The sequence below is a fragment of the Streptomyces sp. NBC_01237 genome, from assembly GCF_035917275.1.
Classification (GTDB): Bacteria; Actinomycetota; Actinomycetes; order Streptomycetales; family Streptomycetaceae; genus Streptomyces.
Genome location: NZ_CP108508.1, coordinates 8190601 through 8210284, shown reverse-complemented (window position 1 = coordinate 8210284; position 19684 = coordinate 8190601). Strand labels below are relative to the sequence as shown.

General features: G+C 67.2%; 19 protein-coding genes. 7 read left to right on the top strand and 12 right to left on the bottom strand.

What is annotated here, in order from left to right; genetic code table 11:
• The first annotated feature begins 739 nt into the window (after positions 1 to 739).
• Positions 740 to 1615, top strand: coding sequence for an esterase/lipase family protein (locus tag OG251_RS36275; protein WP_326681088.1), 876 nt, complete (start codon positions 740 to 742; stop codon positions 1613 to 1615).
• Between the two features lie 59 nt (positions 1616 to 1674).
• Here OG251_RS36275 and OG251_RS36270 read toward each other — a convergent pair whose 3' ends face one another.
• Together OG251_RS36270 and OG251_RS36265 are read right to left on the bottom strand one after the other, a co-directional pair.
• The gene (locus OG251_RS36270) at positions 1675 to 2709 is read right to left on the bottom strand and encodes a helix-turn-helix domain-containing protein (protein ID WP_326681087.1); all 1035 of its coding nucleotides are present in this window, start codon (positions 2707 to 2709) and stop codon (positions 1675 to 1677) included.
• 255 nt (positions 2710 to 2964) lie between these two features.
• Positions 2965 to 3773 (bottom strand): IS5 family transposase gene (locus OG251_RS36265; protein ID WP_442818401.1). Its coding sequence is split into 2 segments (ribosomal slippage): positions 2965 to 3438 and positions 3441 to 3773, totalling 807 coding nucleotides; the frame shifts between segments, so codons are not numbered across the junction.
• A gap of 167 nt (positions 3774 to 3940) precedes the next feature.
• Here OG251_RS36265 and OG251_RS36260 point away from each other — a divergent pair.
• The 3 genes from OG251_RS36260 (at position 3941) to OG251_RS36250 (ending at position 7832) form a co-directional block, all read left to right on the top strand.
• Positions 3941 to 4765, top strand: a complete 825-nt coding sequence (locus OG251_RS36260; RefSeq protein ID WP_326681085.1) for a hypothetical protein — start codon at positions 3941 to 3943, stop codon at positions 4763 to 4765.
• Positions 4762 to 7131: a hypothetical protein gene (locus OG251_RS36255; RefSeq protein ID WP_326681084.1), complete on the top strand. Its 2370-nt coding sequence runs from the start codon at positions 4762 to 4764 to the stop codon at positions 7129 to 7131. The genes OG251_RS36260 and OG251_RS36255 overlap by 4 nt, the downstream gene beginning before the upstream one ends.
• A 401-nt stretch (positions 7132 to 7532) precedes the next feature.
• Positions 7533 to 7832, top strand: coding sequence for a zinc finger domain-containing protein (locus OG251_RS36250; protein WP_326681083.1), 300 nt, complete (start codon positions 7533 to 7535; stop codon positions 7830 to 7832).
• A gap of 172 nt (positions 7833 to 8004) precedes the next feature.
• Here OG251_RS36250 and OG251_RS36245 read toward each other — a convergent pair whose 3' ends face one another.
• Together OG251_RS36245 and OG251_RS36240 are read right to left on the bottom strand one after the other, a co-directional pair.
• A complete protein-coding gene (locus OG251_RS36245) occupies positions 8005 to 8262 on the bottom strand; it encodes a hypothetical protein (RefSeq protein ID WP_326681082.1) in 258 nt (85 codons plus the stop codon).
• Positions 8263 to 8434: 172 nt separating this feature from the next.
• Positions 8435 to 8887, bottom strand: a complete 453-nt coding sequence (locus tag OG251_RS36240; RefSeq protein WP_326678264.1) for a hypothetical protein — start codon at positions 8885 to 8887, stop codon at positions 8435 to 8437.
• Between the two features lie 107 nt (positions 8888 to 8994).
• Between OG251_RS36240 and OG251_RS36235 the strand changes: the two genes are divergently transcribed.
• Complete coding sequence (locus OG251_RS36235) at positions 8995 to 10371, top strand: IS1380 family transposase (protein WP_326678265.1); 1377 nt, start codon at positions 8995 to 8997, stop codon at positions 10369 to 10371.
• Between the two features lie 436 nt (positions 10372 to 10807).
• Here the strand turns inward: OG251_RS36235 and OG251_RS36230 are convergent, their stop codons facing one another.
• Positions 10808 to 12130, bottom strand: a complete 1323-nt coding sequence (locus OG251_RS36230) for an AlbA family DNA-binding domain-containing protein (RefSeq protein ID WP_326681081.1) — start codon at positions 12128 to 12130, stop codon at positions 10808 to 10810.
• Positions 12131 to 12363: 233 nt separating this feature from the next.
• Here OG251_RS36230 and OG251_RS36225 point away from each other — a divergent pair, with 233 nt between their 5' ends.
• Positions 12364 to 13131 (top strand): hypothetical protein, encoded by a 768-nt coding sequence (locus OG251_RS36225; RefSeq protein ID WP_326681080.1) that lies wholly within the window; start codon positions 12364 to 12366, stop codon positions 13129 to 13131.
• Between the two features lie 114 nt (positions 13132 to 13245).
• Here OG251_RS36225 and OG251_RS36220 read toward each other — a convergent pair whose 3' ends face one another.
• Complete coding sequence (locus OG251_RS36220; protein WP_326681079.1) at positions 13246 to 14181, bottom strand: hypothetical protein; 936 nt, start codon at positions 14179 to 14181, stop codon at positions 13246 to 13248.
• A gap of 258 nt (positions 14182 to 14439) precedes the next feature.
• Here OG251_RS36220 and OG251_RS36215 point away from each other — a divergent pair, with 258 nt between their 5' ends.
• The gene (locus OG251_RS36215) at positions 14440 to 14883 is read left to right on the top strand and encodes a hypothetical protein (protein ID WP_326681078.1); all 444 of its coding nucleotides are present in this window, start codon (positions 14440 to 14442) and stop codon (positions 14881 to 14883) included.
• Positions 14884 to 14979: 96 nt separating this feature from the next.
• Here OG251_RS36215 and OG251_RS36210 read toward each other — a convergent pair whose 3' ends face one another.
• The 6 genes from OG251_RS36210 to OG251_RS36185 all read right to left on the bottom strand — a co-directional run bounded on the left by OG251_RS36210 (position 14980) and on the right by OG251_RS36185 (position 19637).
• Entirely contained in the window at positions 14980 to 15915 is a 936-nt protein-coding gene (locus OG251_RS36210) for a phosphotransferase family protein (protein ID WP_326681077.1), read from the bottom strand.
• A gap of 192 nt (positions 15916 to 16107) precedes the next feature.
• Positions 16108 to 16761: an HAD family hydrolase gene (locus OG251_RS36205; protein ID WP_326681076.1), complete on the bottom strand. Its 654-nt coding sequence runs from the start codon at positions 16759 to 16761 to the stop codon at positions 16108 to 16110.
• The gene (locus OG251_RS36200) at positions 16758 to 17282 is read right to left on the bottom strand and encodes an orotate phosphoribosyltransferase (protein ID WP_326681075.1); all 525 of its coding nucleotides are present in this window, start codon (positions 17280 to 17282) and stop codon (positions 16758 to 16760) included. Before OG251_RS36200 ends, OG251_RS36205 begins: the two co-directional genes overlap by 4 nt.
• Positions 17279 to 17827, bottom strand: a complete 549-nt coding sequence (locus OG251_RS36195; protein ID WP_326681074.1) for an LOG family protein — start codon at positions 17825 to 17827, stop codon at positions 17279 to 17281. The genes OG251_RS36200 and OG251_RS36195 overlap by 4 nt, the downstream gene beginning before the upstream one ends.
• Positions 17824 to 18738: a nucleotidyltransferase domain-containing protein gene (locus OG251_RS36190; protein WP_326681073.1), complete on the bottom strand. Its 915-nt coding sequence runs from the start codon at positions 18736 to 18738 to the stop codon at positions 17824 to 17826. Before OG251_RS36190 ends, OG251_RS36195 begins: the two co-directional genes overlap by 4 nt.
• Positions 18735 to 19637: an aspartyl/asparaginyl beta-hydroxylase domain-containing protein gene (locus tag OG251_RS36185; protein WP_326681072.1), complete on the bottom strand. Its 903-nt coding sequence runs from the start codon at positions 19635 to 19637 to the stop codon at positions 18735 to 18737. The genes OG251_RS36190 and OG251_RS36185 overlap by 4 nt, the downstream gene beginning before the upstream one ends.
• Positions 19638 to 19684 lie beyond the last annotated feature (47 nt).

The following is a 19684-nucleotide window of genomic DNA, read 5'->3' as shown; positions in this document are numbered from 1 at the left end:
CCATCCACGTCGGAACATCCGCACAGCATGACGGGCAGCCGAAAACCCTGTCCAGCACTGGCTGCGATATACCGCCTTCGTGACAGTGAGCCACCTGCAGATGTGCCACTCCGCGTCGGTCGCCTGGACACAAGGCACCGCCTGGTGTCAGTGGCCAGCCATCGCCATAAGCCTCAGAGCAGCAAGAACACGCCACTGCCTGATCAACCGTCACTGCCACCAGCCCACTGACATGAAGCCGACACATCGCAACCAGCAGCGCGCTGCCGAACTTTGCCCCCCTTCCTCCTCTCCTACCGGGCCCACCCGGTCCGGCGGGCGGGGGCGGCCTGTTGGCGGTGCGCGGGGACGGCGGCCTCCGCCGGAGCGGCGGGGTGCGGCCCGCAGCCGGCACGGTCGTGGTGGCGGAGCGCGAGCGCGGCGGTGCCGAGGATCAGGCCGACCAGGACGCCCGCCGTGCCGAGTATGGCGTCGAGCGGCCCCAGCCAGAGCCTGACAGGGCGCTGCCCCTCAAGGAAGGCCTGTCATTCCCGTCTGGGACCAGCACGCGTAGGCAAGGTCCAGGCAAAGCCGCAGGTCACATTGCCTGTACGTGTCCCGGACGTGTCCCGGACGTGTCCCGGACACGTACAGCCTTGTCGTCCGCTCCAAGGCAGGACAAACATCGTTCACGTCGGTCTCGGGGGTTCCACCCGCCGTGCGACAACAACAGTCGACACCGTCCCCAAAGAAGGATCAAATGATCAAGTCTGTACGTACCGTCCTGTCAGGAATGGCCGTCGCCGCGATGACGGCACCGTTGCTAGGCATGTCCGCGTCCACCGCGGCAACGGCGCAGCAGGATCAGCGCGCGCCGGGCAAGTCGGCCGCGGTGTACTACCTCAAGGGGTACTCCAAAGACGTAAAACCCGGAGTGAACTGCGCGACGTACTGGGGCGGGCTCCCCCGTGCCATGAGCGGCTGGGGCTGGGACGGTCCGGTCCATCACGCCGGCTACTACAAGGGGGACAAGAAATGCGATGTGCCCCTCGCGGCTGGTAACCAGGGCGTCGGAATCAAGCAGCTCGGTCGTCAACTGGCGAAGCACATCTACACCAATTACACATCCAAGGGTCTGCCGGTGAAGTTGATCGGCCACTCGATGGGCGGACTTGTAGCCCGAGCTGCCCTGACCGGAGTCCAGCGGGGCGAACCCGGATTCCCGCCGTCCCTTCGCGTGGAGGACGTCATAACTTTTGACACCGGACATCGGGGCCATAACTGGACAAGTTTTTGCGGGTCCAAGCAGTGCCAGGACCAGCGCGGCAACTCGTACTTCCTCAAAACCTGGGCGCTCGACAACCCTCAGGGAGTGGGCGGTACCGACTGGTCGTTGCTTTCGGTAGACGAATTCCCCGATGCTGACCGGGTCAGTACCCAGTCAGCGCTCGGCATGAAATCCAACCACTACGTCCACTACAAGTACTTCCAGGCGAACCACGGCAACCTGCCGGAGAAGACAACTGGTCAGTACAAGTTCTGGTACCAGCGCAAGGGTTTCGCCATCCGGCATGTCGGACTCGGCGCAGCGCCGGGCCGGATGGCTGACCTAGCCCTGTCTACGACCCGCTGGTAGCAGGACCTGCTCGGTCGTGGTGATTGGCCCTGCAAGAAGCGGGGCCAATCACCCACAGCTCAGCGGGAGAGCATCTGGAATTCGAATTGCTGGCGTTTAGATTCTTCGTCGCATTCCAACTGAAAGACTGGGGACCATTCCCGGGAGTCCATGTCGGGTGATCCAATGCATAGATCTACCGGCCCTTGCAGTTTGGACACATGCTCGGCGCGAAGCTGAAAATGATGCCCCGATGCTTCGACGGGTTCCACCCTGAACTGCTCCGCTTCGTCAAGGGTGTGTTCTCCGCAGTACTGAATTGAAACCGAAGCTCCGTCATTAACTCCAGCATGAACGACGCCTAGACAGCGCTTCGGTTCCTGAACTTCTAAATTCCCGCTGAAAAATACTTTATAGGTACCATTGGGCCATCGACGCAGCGTGATCGGCGTATATCCGTTTCTGCATGAAGTTTCGTAAAAATAATCACTCGTGCCAGCCCCTTCTCTCTTGCCCTTGCGTTCCGACAGGCATTGTCCGCCGGCGGTACGAATACGATACCGTCCAGAAGGTATGATGGCTGCTGGACTAGCCTGCCCAGACGCACTGGACGGACTAGCGGTTGCACCAGTGGCACTCACTGTCGATTTGACTTTTTCTTCTTGTGTTTGCTGGCCCCGCACTTCAAAGGCCACGATGATAATACCGATGGTGACCGTAATTACGCCTCCACTGATGAGCCATAACTTCTTTTTCCGGGTGCGCAAGAACGGGAGATCCGGCGGGTCAATCGAGTTCTGCTTCTCAACATCCGCCGCGTCCGTGACATTGTGCTCCGCTAAGGAAGCAGGCTCCTCCACTTTTCGCGCCGCAGATATATTCTCCCGGACCTCCAGCCACGCATCCACATCGGCCTGGCCTCCGCCACAGCTCCGTATGTAGGCCGCAAGAAATTCTTCCCGCGGGAGCACGTTGCGGCTCAGCGCGCCAGCAAGAGTGCTTCGAGCAAGGTAAATGCCCCCACTTTCGGAACGTTGCTCTATCTGACGGTATGTCAGCCCTGTATCAGCCTTTAGTTGCCGCAGTGCCGCCACAAAATCTGCAGCGCTCTCCATACTCGGTGGCCGTAAACTGTCCATAACTACCCACTTTCCGCACACCTGCCCGTGACGCCGGAATCTTCGCTTTTTTCACTTGCCTTCTCACCGTCTGCGCCGGACTACTACCCCTCCAGTCCAGGCCAGCTCCACCCACCGACTCTCTGGTGTAGCGCGAACTGATCGACAAGGTGAGCTGGTTCCGCCTCCGTGGCGGCAGAAGAACGACGCCTGGCCGAATCCATGTGCCAACCCATAGGGCTCGTAACACGATCATGAGTGGGTCTTCTTGAGGCGTCTGAAGCAGATCAGGCTGCAGGCGAGGGAGACGAAGGCGTCGTGGAGTTCGGTGCGGCGTTCCCAGCGGACTGCGAGGCGCTTGAAGTGGTGGAGCAGGGCGAAGGTCTGCTCCACGACGTAGCGGAGCTTGCCGATGCCTTTGATGTTCGGTGATCCCTTGCGGGAGATGACGGGCAGGATTCGCCGGCGACGGAGCTCGTCACGGTTGGGGTTTGAGTCGTATCCCTTGTCGCCGAGCAGAGCCTCGGGCCGTCTGCGGGGCCGGCCGGGGCGTCCTGCGACGGGTGGGATGCCGTCGACCAGGGCGAGGGTCTGGGTGACGTCGTTGACGTTGGCCACGGTCGTGATCACCTTCAGCGGAGTGCCACGTCCGTCGCAGATCAGGTGGTGTTTGCTGCCCGTCTTCCGCCGGTCGACCGGCGACGGACCGGTGTCGGCGCCCCCCTTTTCGCGCGGATGTGAGAACCATCCACGCATGCCCGCGACCAGTCGAGCTCGCCGGCCGCGTTCAGCTCAGCGAGCAGGACCCGGTGCAGCCGGTCGAAGACCCCTGCTTTCTGCCATCGCTCCAGGCGGCGCCAGCACGTCTGCCCCGAGCCGAACCCCAGCTCCATCGGCAGGAGTTGCCAGGCTATGTCGTTGTAGAGGACGAACAGGACGCCCTGCAGGCAGAGCCGGTCCGACACCGGCCTCGGTCCCGGCGACCGTTCCGGCCACGGAGGCAGCAACGGCTCGATCAACGCCCACAACCCATCGTCCACGATCCACGGTCGAGTACCCACACCTCACGAACGGCCGAATCATCACACCGGTCACGGCCTACCAGGGCATCTCAACAAGATCGTGTTACGAGCTCGTAGGGAGCACCGGCAAATACGCTCCCCGATGCCACTCAGCGCCCGGCAGTCTGTGGTGTCGCGTCATAATGCTGGCGACAGCAGGGGGGCATATGGATTCGTCGTTTTCCAACCAGTTCGACGTGCAGGCAGTCCTGGAGGGCGGGAAGTATCCCGTCCGGTTCGGGACAGACGTGCTGGCCGGTCTCGTGGAGGGGATCGACGGGTTCCGTCTGGATCTGGAGCAACAGCGACGGTCTCGCAGCCTGGGGCCCGCGATTCTCGGGGCCTTCCTGTGGGTGGACGACCCTGAGCTGCTGCAGCGCATCGCCGAGTTCCCCTCCGCTTGCGTCGTGGTGAGCAAGCAGCCGCGGGGTAAACGCCACGTAGAACGGCTACGCAAGGTCGCTGAGGCGGTGAAAGACGCGGCCGGATTCCCGATTCGTGCCTTCTCCGAACTGGAGGAGCTGCGCTTCCACCAAGGCGGCAAGGCGCCGCTGCTGGGTCCCGGTTCGCCGCAGGAGTACATCCGGTTGCCGGCGCTGCGCACCCTGGGATATCGCAAGGCCGGGGACCATCTCGTCCCGATCCTCCATACCAAGATGATGTTGTTGGGTGAGCTGTGGTGGCACGACGAGGACGGCCTGGGCGGCGTGGCTGATGTCACCGGCTTCACGCCACACCGGCTGTGGCTGGGCAGCGCCAACGGCACGGAGAGCTCCCGCCGCAGCCTGGAGTTCGGGCTGTGGCTGGAGGATCCCGGCCTGCTGGAGGCCGCACGACGGTTCCTGGTCGAAGTGCTGGCCCATTCCCAGGAGCTCGACCCGGACCGTGACGGCCTTGAGCCCGACCTGGTGGTGCCGGACTACGACGACGAGACCATGTGGGAAGCCATGACCGCGCTCGCCGACTATGACGCCGCCCAGGACGACGCGTGAACAGCGCAGGCGAGGTCACGGCCGTCGGCTCGCCCCGGTTTGCACTGCATACCTTGGGTTGGCGAGCCTTCCAGGATCTGTGCGCGGCCGTCCTGCGGGAGGTATGGGGCCAGTCGGTACAGTCATTCGCCGACTCCAACGACGGAGGCCGGGACGGCGCCTTCTACGGCACCTGGCCGCCGCCTACAGGCCCGAGTAGCGCGCACGACGTTCCACCAGGGCCGTTTGTGCTGCAGTGCAAGCACACCAAGAAGGCCGACGCCACGCTCGCTCCGTCCGAGCTGGACGACGAATTCGATAAGGCCAGAGCCCTGGTGAAGCGCGGCATGTGTGGCACCTACGTTCTACTGACAAACGCGCGGGTCACCGGTACCTCCGAGGCGGAGATCAGCCGTCGGCTGCGCGCGGCCGGGGTGACGCATCCGCTGGTCCTGGACGGGCAGTGGCTGAGTGACATGATCGCTACGCATCGCGGACTGCGGATGTTCGTCCCCCGCGTCTACGGACTGGGCGATCTTTCGCAGATCCTCGACGAGCGCGCCTACGCCCAGGCCTCGAAGCTCATGGCGTCCGCGCCCGAACAGGTGGCCACCTTCGTCGTCACTGACGCCTACCGTAAGGCGGCCCGCGCTCTGCGCGACCGCGGCTTCGTGCTGCTGCTGGGCGACCCGGCAGTCGGTAAGTCTGTCATCGCGATGATGCTGGCCATCAGCGCGGCCGACAACTGGGGATGTACGGCCATCAAGGCCCGAACCTCCGAAGAACTCGTGCAACGCTGGAACCCCCACCAAGAGGAGCAGTTCTTCTGGCTGGACGATGCTTTTGGCGCGGTCCGCCACGAGGAACACCTCACCCACGCCTGGTCGCGCGACCTGCCGCACGTAATGAGCGCGGTGGAAAACGGCGCCCGCGTCGTGCTGACCTCCCGCAGCTACATCTACAACGAAGCCCGCCCGCTGTTGAAGCGGTATGCCTACCCTCGGCTGCACGGGTCGGACGTCATCGTCGACGTCGCCGACCTCAGCCGGGCTGAGCGCCAGCAGATCCTGTACAACCACCTCGCCGCCGGAAACCAGCCCCAAGACGTACGCACCCTGATGAAACCTCATCTGGAAGCAGCAGCCGACGCCACCCCCTTCCGTCCCGAAGCCGCGCGGCGTCTGGGGCTTCAGGCATTTACCTCCGGACTGCCCCTGACCCAGCAGGGCATTACGACGTTCATAGCCCAGCCCCAGCAGCTACTCCGCGACGTCTACGACCAGCTCGACGCCCACGCACACGCGGCGCTCGCACTCACCTACGCAACGGCCCGAGACGAAACGTTGCCCGGCCTGCCGGGCCCGATCGCCCTGGATGCCGGCGACCGTGACATCGTCGAGCGAGCCGGATCCACCCTGGCCGGCGTCAGCAAAGCCTTGATCGCACTCACCGGTACCTTCCTCCGCCTCAATACATCACCCGACGGACAGGAGTACTGGGCATTCCATCACCCCACTCTTCGAGAAGGCTTCGCTGCTTGGCTGGCCACCCAGCCGCACCTGCTGCCGGTCGTTCTCATGGGCATGACTGATCAAGCTCTGCTGTCACGCACCGACTGCCTAGCCCCCGGCAGCGAGCAGCGCCAGGGCACCCTGCTGCGCATCCCACCCTCGCTCTACCCGGAGGTCGCCCGCCGCGTGGCCGCCCTACGTCAGCAGCCCTGCGGACGCCTGGAGTCCTGGCAACAGCTGCATGACCGTCAATGGGCCGTACAGGCCTACCTGGCGCAAGACAGCTGCGCCAGCTTCCTGCGCGCCTACGTGGATGTAGACCCGCTGATCCACGACGAGCTCGTGCAGTTCAATTCGCCCGCCGATTACGACACCCGGACGACCGTACTCGCACGGCTCCACCAGGCTGGCCTTCTGACAGAGGACACTCGGAAACGCGCCATTGACCGCATGAAAGAGCTGGCCGTCACCAGCCCAGACGCCTCTTGGATCGAGGACCGGGACTGGCAGAAGAAGGTTTGGCACCTCCTCCTCACCGACGAGGAGCGTGAGCATCTGTTCGAACACGTGCTCCAAGAGCTCGTTCCCGTACTTGACGACATGGTCAGCGACTGGCTCTCAGACGCCACTGGAGACGATGACGACCCCATCGAGACGGCTCTGTTGTTCTACTCCTTGGCTTTTGAAAAGCGGGACGATTACGAGACGGTCGCAGAGTTCGACCATGCACGCGACTTCTATAAAGACGAGCGTCGGTCTCGGCCGCCCAGCCAGGACAGTTGGGAGCCTGACACTGCGGACGATCACGGTGGCCAGCGGAGCGGGCACCAGCCTCCCGGCTCGCATCGCAGCCTGTTCGACGACATCGACCAGTGATCGGCCTGGCCACCCCGCCAAGGGAGCAGCGCCATGATGCCGATGGAGAAACAAACGTGAGCTCCTGGAGTCGGTCAGCGTCGTGCCGCTGCCCCGGAGCAGCCAGGCGCTGGCCGACCTCGGGCTGGAATGGGCAGCGGCATAGCAGCACGGCCGATGACAAGAGGGGCACGCTGAGGTCAGCGTGCCCCTTCGTTCTGGGTCAGATGCCAGCCCTTCTTTGCCCCGGGCGGTCGGCGCGGCGCGCAGGATGCCATCGAGTGTTCGACACGAGAGCTCTTGGTCCGGTGCAGCAACCGGAGTCCGTAGGGCGAGTAGCGGCGGCTAACTCTCACCGCGCGACTCACTCGGCAAACTGTGTTTCGCGTCCGCGTCGACGGGCTGACTGCCACCATCGGTGGATGGACTACTTCGTCTTCACCTCGGCGGACAGCGGACAAGACCCGCAGACAGTCAGGGCCGCGCAGCATCAGGCGTGGAACGCGTGCTCGCAGATCGCCTGTCCAAAGTGTCAGGTCAGGGCAGGTCAGTATTGCCGCGATCGGGTGGCTGGCAAGGCGATCATGGCTCGCTTCCACAAACCCCGCCAGGATGCGGCTAACGCGCCGTCCGTGCTTGGACCCGTCGGGATCTATGGATTGAGCTGGTCGAGGGTCAGAGGCCAGCACGCCTGGCGTGAGGATGAAATCCCGCAGCTATGAAGCGGGGCCGGGCAGGGCGACCTGTCCGGCCCCGCGCCGTCGGGTCGGCCGAAGGCGAATGTGTCTCCTGCTGACCAGAGCCAGCGGCAGCGCGTCCCAGGGTCTACACGCACTGTAGTTTGATGCCATCACCTGGAGTGGATCCGCAGCGCGAGCAGATCGGATGCGCCCTCTAGAAACCGGCTGTGCGCCCTGGGCGGTCGTCCGCCTTCGTCCGCTGGTCGCCACTGACGCTGAACCAGGCATGAGGCCCGTAGACCGAGATCGGCGCCTCGTCCTTCCCGATGGACCCGCCGGTCTCCTTCTCGAACACCGCGAGTGCGCCACTGTCCAGCACGGCATACCGGTACTCACGCCCTTCTCCGTCCTCGTACTCGTAGAGTCCCTTGTCCCCGCGGTCTTCACTGTTGAACTGAATGCGAATCGACATGGCGGTACCTTAACCTCGCGCTTTCATGAAGCTGGCAGCCCGACGGGTGGTCAGGTAAGCGAAAGGCACCTCTGACCAGCAACAATGAGGAGCGGCGAGGTCCTTGCTCCTGCCGCCGTCGGAGGCACTTCCCGGGTGAAGAAGCGCGCCCGGACGCCAGACGCTGATCCGTTCACACGGAGATCAGCTTCTTCCTGTGGGAAATCGCATGAGCGATCCGGAACAGAGCAAGGGCTAGAGCGCTGACGGCGAGGACAGCGAGAAAGACGATCGTGGGGTTCACCCACGCGGGCACGAGACTGATGTGCTCGTTGCATGCGTTGGCCAACGGGAAGAAGGACTTGCCGTCCGCCCCCGTGCGGTCACGCCATGCCTGGTCGTAGTTGGTGTGATGGGTAAGTTCGCAGGTTTCCCGATCGTCCAGCCCTCCTGCGAAGACGCCGACCCCCCACACCACGGCCATGAAGCCGCAGGCGGCCCCGGCGACACCGACGAGCGCAATAGGCTGCGCGTCCCATGGAGCTCTAACGCCGCGACGCAGCTTCAACAGCCCTGCTAGCAGGACTGCCAGGACCAGGACGAGAACTGCGAAAATGAGGTTTAACATGCAGTTTCGCGCTTTCATGAAGCAGGCTGTCCGATGGGTGGCCAAGTAAGCAGAAGTGCCTCTGACCAGCAAGAATGAGGATTGTCGAGGTCCTTGTTCCTGCCATCGCCGGAGGCACTTCCCAGGTGAAGCACTCTATCGGGTCCTATCCCCGTGTCCGCGTCCAGGACGACGGCCGCCGGGTCGTCTCCCAGGCCGGGTCGGTCCTGCTCGCCGAAACGGCCCGCAAGACCGGTCTTGACCAGGTCATATCGGCAGCTCTGGCGCCGTGGCGCAAACCGCGGGCCGTCCACGATCCCGGCAAGGCCCTCCTGGATGTCGCCCTGGCGGTCGCACTGGGCGGGGACTGCCTCGCGGATGTCGCCGTGCTGCGGGCCGAACCGGCCGTCTTCGGTCCGGTCGCCTCCGACCCGACCGTCTCCCGCCTGATCGACACCCTCGCTGCCTCCGGCGGGAAAGCTTTGCAGGCGATCCGGTCCGCACGCTCCGAAGTCCGTGACCGCGTCTGGTCGTTGGCCGGTGAGAATGCCCCGGGCGCTGATGGCCAGGTCGTCGTCGATCTTGACGGCGTCCTCGTGATCGCGCACTCCGACAAGGAGGACGCGGCCGCGACCTGGAAGAAGACCTACGGCCACCATCCGCTGACGGCCTTCGTCGACCACGGCCCGGGCGGAACCGGCGAGCCGGTCGCCGCCCTCCTCAGGCCGGGAAACGCGGGTTCCAACACAGCAGCCGACCACATCACCACAGCCCAGCTCGCACTGGCCCAGCTGCCCAAGCGCTACCGGCGAGGCCGGCAGACGCTGATCCGCACGGACTCCGCGGGCGGCACCCACGACTTCGTGTCCTGGCTCACCAGGCGAGGACGATGGCTGTCCTACTCGGTCGGCATGACGGTCACCGAAGCGATCCACGAACACGTGCTGAAAGTCCCCGCCTCGGCCTGGACGGCGGCCGTCGAGACCGATGGTGAGGTCCGTGACGGGGCCTGGGTCGCCGAGCTCACCGGCAAGCTGCTGGACGGCTGGCCCGCGGGCATGCGACTGGTCGTCCGGAAGGAGCGGCCCCACCCCGGCGCCCAGTTGAGGATCACGGACGCGGACGGCATGCGGATCACGTGCTTCGCGACCAACACCGCTGGCCGGCCGGTCGCCGAACTCGAGCTCCGTCACCGGCTACGGGCCCGGGCGGAGGACCGGATCCGGGCCGCCCGGGCCACCGGCCTGCGCAACCTGCCCCTCCACACCACAGCGCAGAACAAGGTCTGGCTCGAGATCGTCCAGATCGCCCTCGACCTGCTGGCCTGGATGCCCATGCTCGCGCTCACCGGCAAAGCCAGGCTCTGGGAGCCCCGCCGCCTGCGGCTCCGCCTGTTCACCGCGGCCGGACAACTCGTCACCACCGGCCGCCAGCGGATCCTCCGCCTGGCCCGGCACTGGCCCTGGACCGGCCACATCACCGCCGCACTCGAACGGCTCGCACTCCTGCCGAACCCCGGCTGAACAGCGGACACCCATCCCTACGACAGCCCTTCACCACCCGGAACAGTGGAACCCGGCGCCACCCCGAGACGACACTCGGGCCCTCGGCCTGCCCACCCTCAGCTCACGGCACGAAAACGGGCCACCGACTCCGTCGGCGGCCCGTCACGAAACTTCGAGGTTAAGGCGGCTTCCTGAGGACGGGGCCACCTTTTTTGTAAACCCGCCTGCTGATGCGGGCCTGGTGCCTCCCAAGGAGGGCGCTGCTGACTCTCGTCTGGCTGTGCTGGGCGTCCACACGAGGCTGTGCGGCGTCCTGAGCTGTCGGACAGGGCTGCGGACGCTGGACGCGGCCCGGGGCCTTGGCTGTCCGGACTACGGCATCGCACTGGAGTGCGTGTAACCACTGGGATCCCGGGCTGCTCCCCGGCGGTAGGGCGGCCAGGAACCCGCCGTACTACACCTCCCAGCCTGTGAGGTCATGGCGGAGTTGGCCGTTGAGTCGGTCCGTCAGGATGTCTCCTTCAGGGGTGAGGATGTGCGGCTGGTGGGCCCCCACGTCGGCCAGCAAGTCCGATACGAGAGCGCAGGCCACAACAACAGCTTCCCGTTTGTCGATGACGATGGCGGCAAGGTCTCCCGTCGTCTCCACAGGAGCAGCCGGGAGCGGGAGCGCCGGGCCGCGTTGGAAGACGCTGTCGGTCACGGTCAGTCGGACGGGCTTGTCACGGCCGTCGTAGCGGTGCAGCTCGGCTGACAGCATCAGGTCGCCGGCTGCTCCGGTCTCTGCGGCCCAGGCTGCAGCTGCTTGCACCAGGGTCACGAGGTCGAGTTCGAGGGTGCGCTGGGAGATCAGGTCGGGGCCCTCTGGATCGCGCTGATCGTTGTGGATGCTGATGGCCTGTGCCGTGTAGGAGCTGCCGTCCTGGTGTAGCTGTCCGGTGGGGAGGCCTTCGAAGCGGACTTGCCGTCGGCCCACCAGCGGTGGGTGCTCCGGCCGCGCGCGGAGTGTTACTCCATGGCACGCAAGGTCTTGGAAGCGTTTGAAGGCAGCGTTGCGATGGGCCTGGGTGGTCAGGGGATAGGCGCCGCGGACGGTCGGAACTGCTGCCAGGGTGACCCAGCCCGGGTAGAAGGTCACCGGAGCGCTCCTGTCGTCCACGGTTCTGGTCAGATAGTCCGAGAGGTAGCCAAGCCCCGCGTCGGTAACGTGTCGGAGGCGGTCGACGTCGTCGGAGGCGGCCTGGAAGCGGTCGCGGTAGCGCTGGGCTATCTCGGATTCGGCGAGGGTGCGGGTCGTGGTGCCGTGCCGGACGTGCACGCGGAAGTTGTAGTCGTTGCCGGGGCCCGCGACTGCGTGCGGGGCCTGGGTGCTCGGGGGCACGGTGAGCACCCAGTAAATCTTGCTCTCGTGCACGGTGGACTTCACCAGTCGCACGCCAACGTTGGGTACGACGGGCTGGACCCAGTTCGCGAGCACGGACCGGATCCATTCCTCGCCGTGGCCTTGGACCGGGTCGAAGGGGGTCAAGCCGTGGGCGTGGTCCTGCTCGCCGTCGTTGACTCCGATGACGATGATGCCGCCGACGGTGTTGGCCATGGCGGACACGTCCTTGGCGAGTTCCTTCTTGCCCGCGTCGGTGCCCTTGTAGAAGTCCTTCTTCCAGTCAAGGTCGACGCTCTCGGGGATGTGGTTATCGACCGCACGCTGCAGATCGTCCTCGGTGAGATCTTCAGGGTGTTGTCCCAGGGCGGCGGTGAGCCGTGCGGGCAGAGGCATCGGTACTCCAGTGTGTTCACCACATGCTGCTGACGCTCGCCAGCCAGATCACGCTAAACGGGATCACTGGCCCTTCACCATGCATTTCCGAAACCGAACCGCTGCTCCACCGATGTGCTGGCTGGGCGTTCCACCACCGCGCACCGAAGCCTCCGGCTGCGTCCGCACCGTGCATCCCGCTCCGGCAGGGGGCGCTGGTGCTTGACCCCACGGGTGGGGCCAGAATCTCCGCCATGTCAGAATCTTTCTGGGTCGCCCTCGGCTCGATCGGCACCGCACTGGCCTTCGGCGGCGTCGTGTGGCAGGGATACCTCACGCGGGGAGCACTGAAGGTCAGCCAGCTCATGACCGCCGACGCCATCCGCAGCCGACTTGACTCCCAGGCCCCAGAGGTCATCCTCAAGCTCAATCCCCCGCAGTGGGATCCGCTGGCGGCGACCAGCTCGGGGATGCCGTGCAATCCCTGGCCGCAGGGGCACACCTGGCACTTCCCTGCGGAGCAGGACGGCGCTAACCGTCTCGTACTGCAGCAGGTCTTGGTCCTGGAGAATCTCAGCGATCGGCGCGTGCAGGCACGGTTCGACGGCGACCTGGTCGTGGCTGATGAGGACAGGCGGCCCACTGCCGCCGGCGTCATCCTCCTGGAACCCGGCGCGACAAGCCGGGACGTCTACCTGCAACGCGAGTTCACCATCAAGGAACTCTCGGAGAACTTCGCAGCAAGTGAGGCCGGGAGGGAGCTGCCGTACAAGGTGCTCGGCACGGTGACGGCGGAGGACGACCGTGACAACGGAAGTACGGATCGCTGGGATCTGGTGCTGACCGGCTGCCCGGTCGAGCCGGTCCCTGACCGGGAGGGCCTGTGGCGGGTCGCTCCATGGCACCTGACCGAGGGGTCCGGGCTGCGCACCCTGCGCTACAGCCTGCTGCCGTCGCGGCAGCGCATCCACTGGATCTCACGAGTCCAGGGAATCCAGCTTCCCGCTCCGGAAGGCGCGTAGCGCGGGGGCCGGCGGCCGGTCAGCCCTGACGGGGAAGTACGGCTTAGGTGAAACGGGGCTGGCCGCGAGAGAGACCCTTCGCGGCCAGCCCCGTGGCTCATTCTGAGCTGCGGGTCACGCGGGAGGCAGTCCCGGAAGCACCGTCCCGGTGTAAGCGGCGAGCACGCTTCCCAGGGCTCCGCTGACGACAGGGGAGTTGAGGATGCCGACAATGGATCCACCCCAGCGTTGGAGCCTGCCCGGGTCAGGAGATCCGTTGGCGGCCTCGGCCTCGAGACGTGTGGCGAGCTGAGTGAACTCCTGGGCGTCTTCTTCCGGCAGCTCCAGGGCAGGCGCCGCCTGACGCAGAGCGCGGGCGAGCATGACGATCGCCGCAGGATCGATCCCGTCCTTGTTGGTCGTGGCGTTCATGGTGAAGTCGCGGCTGTTGGCGGCGATGTTGCCCGTGTTCTCCCCGATGTTGAATGTCGTGTTGCCGCTGCTGTTGCGACGCTCGTAGGCGCTTACGTCACCTTCGAAGTGCTCTACGCAGTCCTGCCCTTCTGCAGTGATCTCGGCCCGGGCAGGTCCTTCGAGCTGTCCGGACTTGTTACCTGTGATCAGGCTCTTGGAGAGCAGGTATGCCGCTGCGCGGTCGATCTCGTCCGATGTCAGTCGGTCGCCCTCGAAGATCGAGAGAGGAGATTGAAGGATGCCGTTGACGTAGGGGAAGCCAACGCCTTTCTCCTTCTGGGTCCATAGCCAGGTCAGCAGGCCCTTGCGTGCAGCGGCGCTGCGCGCTCTGGTGTCTGCACGCCGGCGTTGGCGTTCCTGTACCCATTGCAGTCCCCGTGGTGTCAGATTGGCCGCTGGATCGTCCATCGTGGCGTAGTGATCACTCAGCAGCCCCCAGCCCTTGCACGTCACCAATAGCCGGTGGGACTGCTGTTCGTTGAGGCCGTGCAGTTCACCGAAGGCGGTAACCGTGACGTACTCCGTCGCGTCTCGGGCTGTCTGGTCGTGGACCCACTCCACAAGCGGCTCATGTAGGGCGACAAAGTCAATGGCCATGGACGCGCTCTCCTCGCTCAGTGCTGAGAACTCATGAGCGTAGAACCCGGCACTGACACAGAGCGCTGCTGTGCTCTGATCGCCCTCACAGCTATGGGAGGGCGTGGCATCATCTGCGGGTCGTACCGGCGATCACTCCTCGCCGGTACGACCCACACGCGCCACCGCACCTGACCAGCCATGGTGAGCGTCGCCGTGATCGCTTCGTCGTTGTGTGCGGGCCTGGACGGGGGCGGTGCCCCGGACCAGGCTGTGTGGATGAACGACGAAGACGCCGCCCCCGGGGAAGACAACCATGTGGCCAAGGTGGCCCTGTACATGGAAACGCTCCAAGCACGGATGGACCCGGACCAGTACGGGGCTCTGGCCCAGGCTCTGCACGAGGCGTTCCACCTGCTGGCTGAAGGCCGCGAGGGCACCATCGGCTCCGAGGACGACTCCGCGTTCACGCCGGAGATGAATCGCGAGTTCGCGACCGTGCTGACGATCCTGCTCACCGGCAAGATGGACCAGCAGATCGTTGAGGTGCCCGGATCCGACGGCCACTCCGGATTCGTCCTCATGGATCCTGAAGAGGCCGATGACCCCGCCAAGGTGCAGGAAGTGCGGGACTTCATCGACCAGTGGACCACCAAGCGCAAAGCCGTGGACATCGAGCTGGACGGCATCGCGCGGGCCAGCAACCCGGGCATCGACGACTGAGCACCAGGACGACTGGGCGCCTGTCGGCCAGGCCGCCTGGTGTCGATCAGCACGAGTACGGCCGTAGCAGGCCGGGGGCCCTGAACCGCAGACAGTTCAGTTCATGCGAAGCAAGAGAAGTGCCATTCCTGCGGTGGCTGCGCGGTGTTGGTAGGCGCGTAGCCCGGGCGCGCCGGGGGGTGCGGGCCGGCGGGCGTTGCGGTGCCAGTGTCCGGTAAGGGCGGCGAGGAACGCCGTGGTGGTGTCGGGACTGTCGGCGGTGGCGGGGTGGTCGCGGAGCAGGCGGGCGACGTCTGCGGGTGCGTGTCCGGCGAGTACCAGCTGCGGTGCAAGGGAGGCGGCGTCGATGCAGGCCGGTCCGGTGGTGGCGTGGGCCCAGTCAACAAAGGTCACCCCGCGCTCTTGGTCGCGGACCATGTTGTCGGCGCGCAGGTCACCGTGGACGATCCGGTTGCCATGAGCGAGGCCGGGCCAGGCAGCCTCGAGTTCGGCGAGCTCGTGCAGCCGGTCCCGTACGTCGGGGTCCAGGTCCCCGGGCGGGTTCGCGAGCAGGACGTCCCAGCCGTGGAGGCCGGCCGCGCCGGAGGGCGTGCCGGAGACCGCTTCGGTGTAGGCGGCCGGGGCGGGGCTGGAGGTGAGCTTGTCGAGCAGGGCCCAGGTCTGTCCGGCGTCGGACGAGGTCGGGGAGAGGTCGGGGTGCGGTCCGTCGAGGTGGGCGATGACGACGGCGGTCCAGCTGGCGGCGCGGTGGATCCCCAGGAGCTCCGGGGCTGGGGCACCGGGAGGCAGGACGTCCAGGACGGTGGCTTCGTGGACGTTGGCGTCGGTCAGCGGATCGTCGTCGGGGGCCGCCTTGACGAAGACCCGTCGGCCACTGGTGAGGGTCAGGGCGGCGGCGAGCTGGTGGCCGAAGCCGCCCGCTGGGGTGACCGCGTCCGTGACGGAGGAGCCGAAGGCGGTTTCGAGGCGGTTCCGCAGCGGGGCGGGGACGTCGGTCCATCGCAGGCGGCCGGATGGAGGGAGAACTGACATGGAGGCGACTCACAGGTGGTGGTGGGCAGGGGCGCGGGGGTGAGCGCCGGCCCGGACCGTGTGAGGTGGTGCCTCAGTGGTCCCGGCCGGCGCTTGGCGCCTGTCGCCGCATCACGCGCATGCCTTGAGTCCCTTGAACGTGTGGAAGGGCACCCGTGGTGGGTGCCCTTCCACTGTAGCGGGGCGGGTGGGTCAGATCGCGGGGATTTGGGTCAGGTGGTGCAGGAGGGACGGGCCGATGCGGGTGGGGTCGGGCAGGAGGTGACTGGCTCCGGCCGTGTGGAGGGCGGCGGGCGGGTGCCAGCCCCAGGTGGCGCCCAGTGCGAGGACGCCGGCGGCGTTGGCGGCGGTCATGTCGCCGGGGCTGTCCCCGACGAATACCGCCTGCTCGGGCCCGACGTCGATGCGGGCCAGGGCGGCGTGCAGCCCGTCGGGGGCCGGTTTCGCGGGTGCGTCCTGCCGGGTGATCACCACGTCCAGCAGGTCGGTGAGGGCGGGCGGCAGGAACCAGGGCAGGCGGTCGCGGTCCTGGAGGGTGACGACCCCGATGGCCACGCCGGCAGCGCGCAGGGCCAGCAGTCCGGTGAGTACGCCGGGGAACGTGGTGGGCAGCGCGGCGGCGAGCGCGCCGTCCCACCACCGGCTGCAGGCGTCGTCCGGATCAGTGACGCCGAGGAGCGCCAAGACGTCGGCCCGGGGGCGGCGCAGGGCGCCGGGCGGGAGGTCCGCCATCGTGGTGCGGCGGCCGGTCGCGCAGGTCGCGACCGCCGCGAGGGCGGTGCGCACGGCCGGGCCGCTGTCGAGGAGGACCCCGTCGAGGTCGAAGAGCGCCGCCTGCCGGGTCACGGGGCGCTTCCCGGGTCGGTGAGCAGCGCGGACAGGGCAATCCGGTGCTCGGTGAGCAGCGCCGCCGCTCCCGCGTCGCGGTCCAGGACGCACGCCGCGGTGGTGACGCGGGCGCCCGCGATCCGCAGCAGCCGGGCGCCGCGTAGCAGACTGGTCCCGCTGCGGGCGGTGTCGTCGATCAGGACGGCGCGGCGGCCGTCCAGGTCGGCGCCCTCGATCTGCCGCCATGTCCCGTGCTCCTTCGGCGCGGCCCGTATGTAGGCGGCGGGCAGCCCGGTGTGCAGGGACACCGCCGTCACGAGCGGGATCGCCGCGAGCGCCGGCCCGGCTACCACTTCGGTGTCCGGGGGCAGCAGGGCGGCGAGCGCGGCCGCGGTCTCCCTCAGCAGCGCCGGGTCGCAGGTCAGCCGGTAGGGGTCGAAGTAGGAGTCGAGGGTGCGCCCGTCGGGGAGCTGGTAGGGGCCGGGCCGGAACGCGGCGCCGATCCGGTCCGCGAGGACGGCAGACATTGAGGTCGTCATTGCGGGCTCCCGGAGGTGAGGGCACTCAGGTCCTTCTCCAGCGCGTCGGCGTCGGGGAGGTCGGCGAGGAACCCCAGTGGCCGGGTCGGGCCTTCCACCAGCCACTGCTCTGTGCGGAGGAAGGTGCCGAGCCGGATGGCGGCCGGGCCCAGCAGCCGTACCGGGACGGGGCGGATCGTCGTCGCGTAGTACAGGGCGGAGGTCACCTCGTGCAGGGTGCCGACTCCGCCGCCCATGACCACGACCAGGTCCACGTCGTCGAGGTAGGCGTGGAGCCGGTCGCCCATCGTCGGCGCGTACACCACGTCGGTGACATGCGGGTTGAACGGCCCCCAGTCCTGGTCGGCCAGGGTGATCGCGGTGATCGGCACGCCGTGGCGGGCGGCGCCCTGGGCGGCGGCTTCCATCAGGCCGTTGTAGCCGCCGTGCCGCAGCTCGTACCCGGCCGCGCCCAGGGCGCCCCCGGCGGCCAGGGCGAGGTGGTCCTCGCCGGGGCGTGCGACGACGCCGGCGAACAGTGCCGCGGTGCGTAGGGGACGGGTCATGCCTGTCCCTCCTGGCTTTGGTAGGCGCGGTACGCGGTGATCTCGTCCGCGAGGGCGGTCACCGCGTGCGGGGCGATCCGCCCGCTCAGGCGCACGATCCGCTCCAGCGCCTGGTCCGCCTGGACGACGGTGGGCACCGGCGGTCCGCTCAGCGCGTCGGTCAGCTCCGCCAGGCACTCGCGGCCGATCGCCGTACGGCCCACTTCGTCGGGCAGGTGGTACCAGCCGTGGTGGCGGGAGTGCGGGACCAGCGCGGTGCGGATCACGTCCCGGCACGTCTCGTGCAGGTGGTGCAGGAGCCCGTAGGCGATGTACTCCTGTCCGCGCAGGACGCGCTTGCGGAGCATCGCGTGCAGGACCATCGCCTGCACCAGCAGCGTCGAGCAGTCCGCCGGCGCGGCCGCCGTACGGGCCAGCTCCGCCGACGCCTCCGTACGGGCGCGCGCGTCCGGGCCGGTGCCCGTACGGGTGCCCTGCCAGAGCAAGCGCGGGCCGATCCGGCGGCGCAGCGCGTCCACGGCGCTGTCCGGGCAGAGGTAGAGGTCGAGCTGGAGTAGGTGCCCGTCGTGCGGGAGCAGGTAGACGAAGCCGGCGCCGCCCAGGTCGCCGACGATGGTGTCGCGCCAGCCGGGCAGCAGCGCTCCGAACTCGGTGGACATCACCGCGTCCAGACTGCCCATCAGCGCCAGGAGCCGCTCGTCGGTGACGGCGACGACCAGGTCGACGTCGGACAGCCGGTCCGCCGTCCCGGTCGCCAGGGAGCCGCGTACGAGCAGCTGCGTCACCGCCGGAACGCCGGACAGTGTCTGAACCAGGTCGGCGAGCACCGTCAGCTGTGAGGGGCGGTGGGCGTAGGCCAGTTCCTCCAGCGGCGACAGCGCCGCCCGGGATGTGGTCGAGGTCGTGGTCATTCGGCGTTCCTTCCTGCGAGAGAAGACGTACGGGCGAGCAGGTGTTTCTTCGTCTCCGTCCATCGGGCGGCCTCCGTGTCCGAGCCGCGGTTGGTGTGCAGTTCGGCGATCAGGTCGTACGCGCCGCCCTCGTCAAGCGCGTAGGCGTAGTACGCGCGCAGCAGGATCTGCTCAGCGGAGGAGACGAAGCCGAGCGCGGCCAGCTGCGCGGCACGCTCCATCAGCCGGTCCCGGTCGGCCACCGTCATCTCCGGAAGCGCGACGGCGTCCCCGGCGCGCAGGTGCGGGCGGGCGGCGAGCTCCCGGTAGGCGTCGTCGGTGTAGACGTCGGCGATCAGGTGCAGCCGGTCGGGGCCGGTGGCGTTGCGGACCCCGTGAGCGCGGGAGGGCGTCAGCCGCCACAGGGAGCCGGCTCCCATGTGGACCCGGGCCCCGCCGGTGACGAGGACCGCCGACGAGTTGGTGACGAGCGGGATGTGCAGGCGGTGCCGGCCGCGCTCGGTCAGCTCCGCGTAGTCACGGTGCTCCCACAGATAGGAGTGCGGCTCCAGCCGGGCGAGACGTACGAACATGAAGTCCAGCCCCAGCCCCGCCAGGAAGTCCCGGGTGACGGGCATCTCGTTGAGGAGGGTCGTCGGGCGGGGACGGCCGTCGCCGATCACGACGTCGTGCGGGTCGCCGCCCGGGGAGTGGTTCATCAGCGAGGCGGTCCACCAGCCGCCGGACTGGTACTCCCCATACGCGACCTTCCCCCACGTCGGCGCCGCGAGCGCCTCCGCGCGCATCCGCTCCACCAGCGTCCCGTCCAGGTCGGCCAGTCGGGCCACCTGCTCCAGCAGCTCCGGCCCCGGGCTGCCTGTCTCGGTGGCCGTGCTCGCGGCGAACGTCATCGTTGCCATGCGTCTCTCCCGACACCTCGGTCCGTGGCGGTCCGGCCGGACCGCCG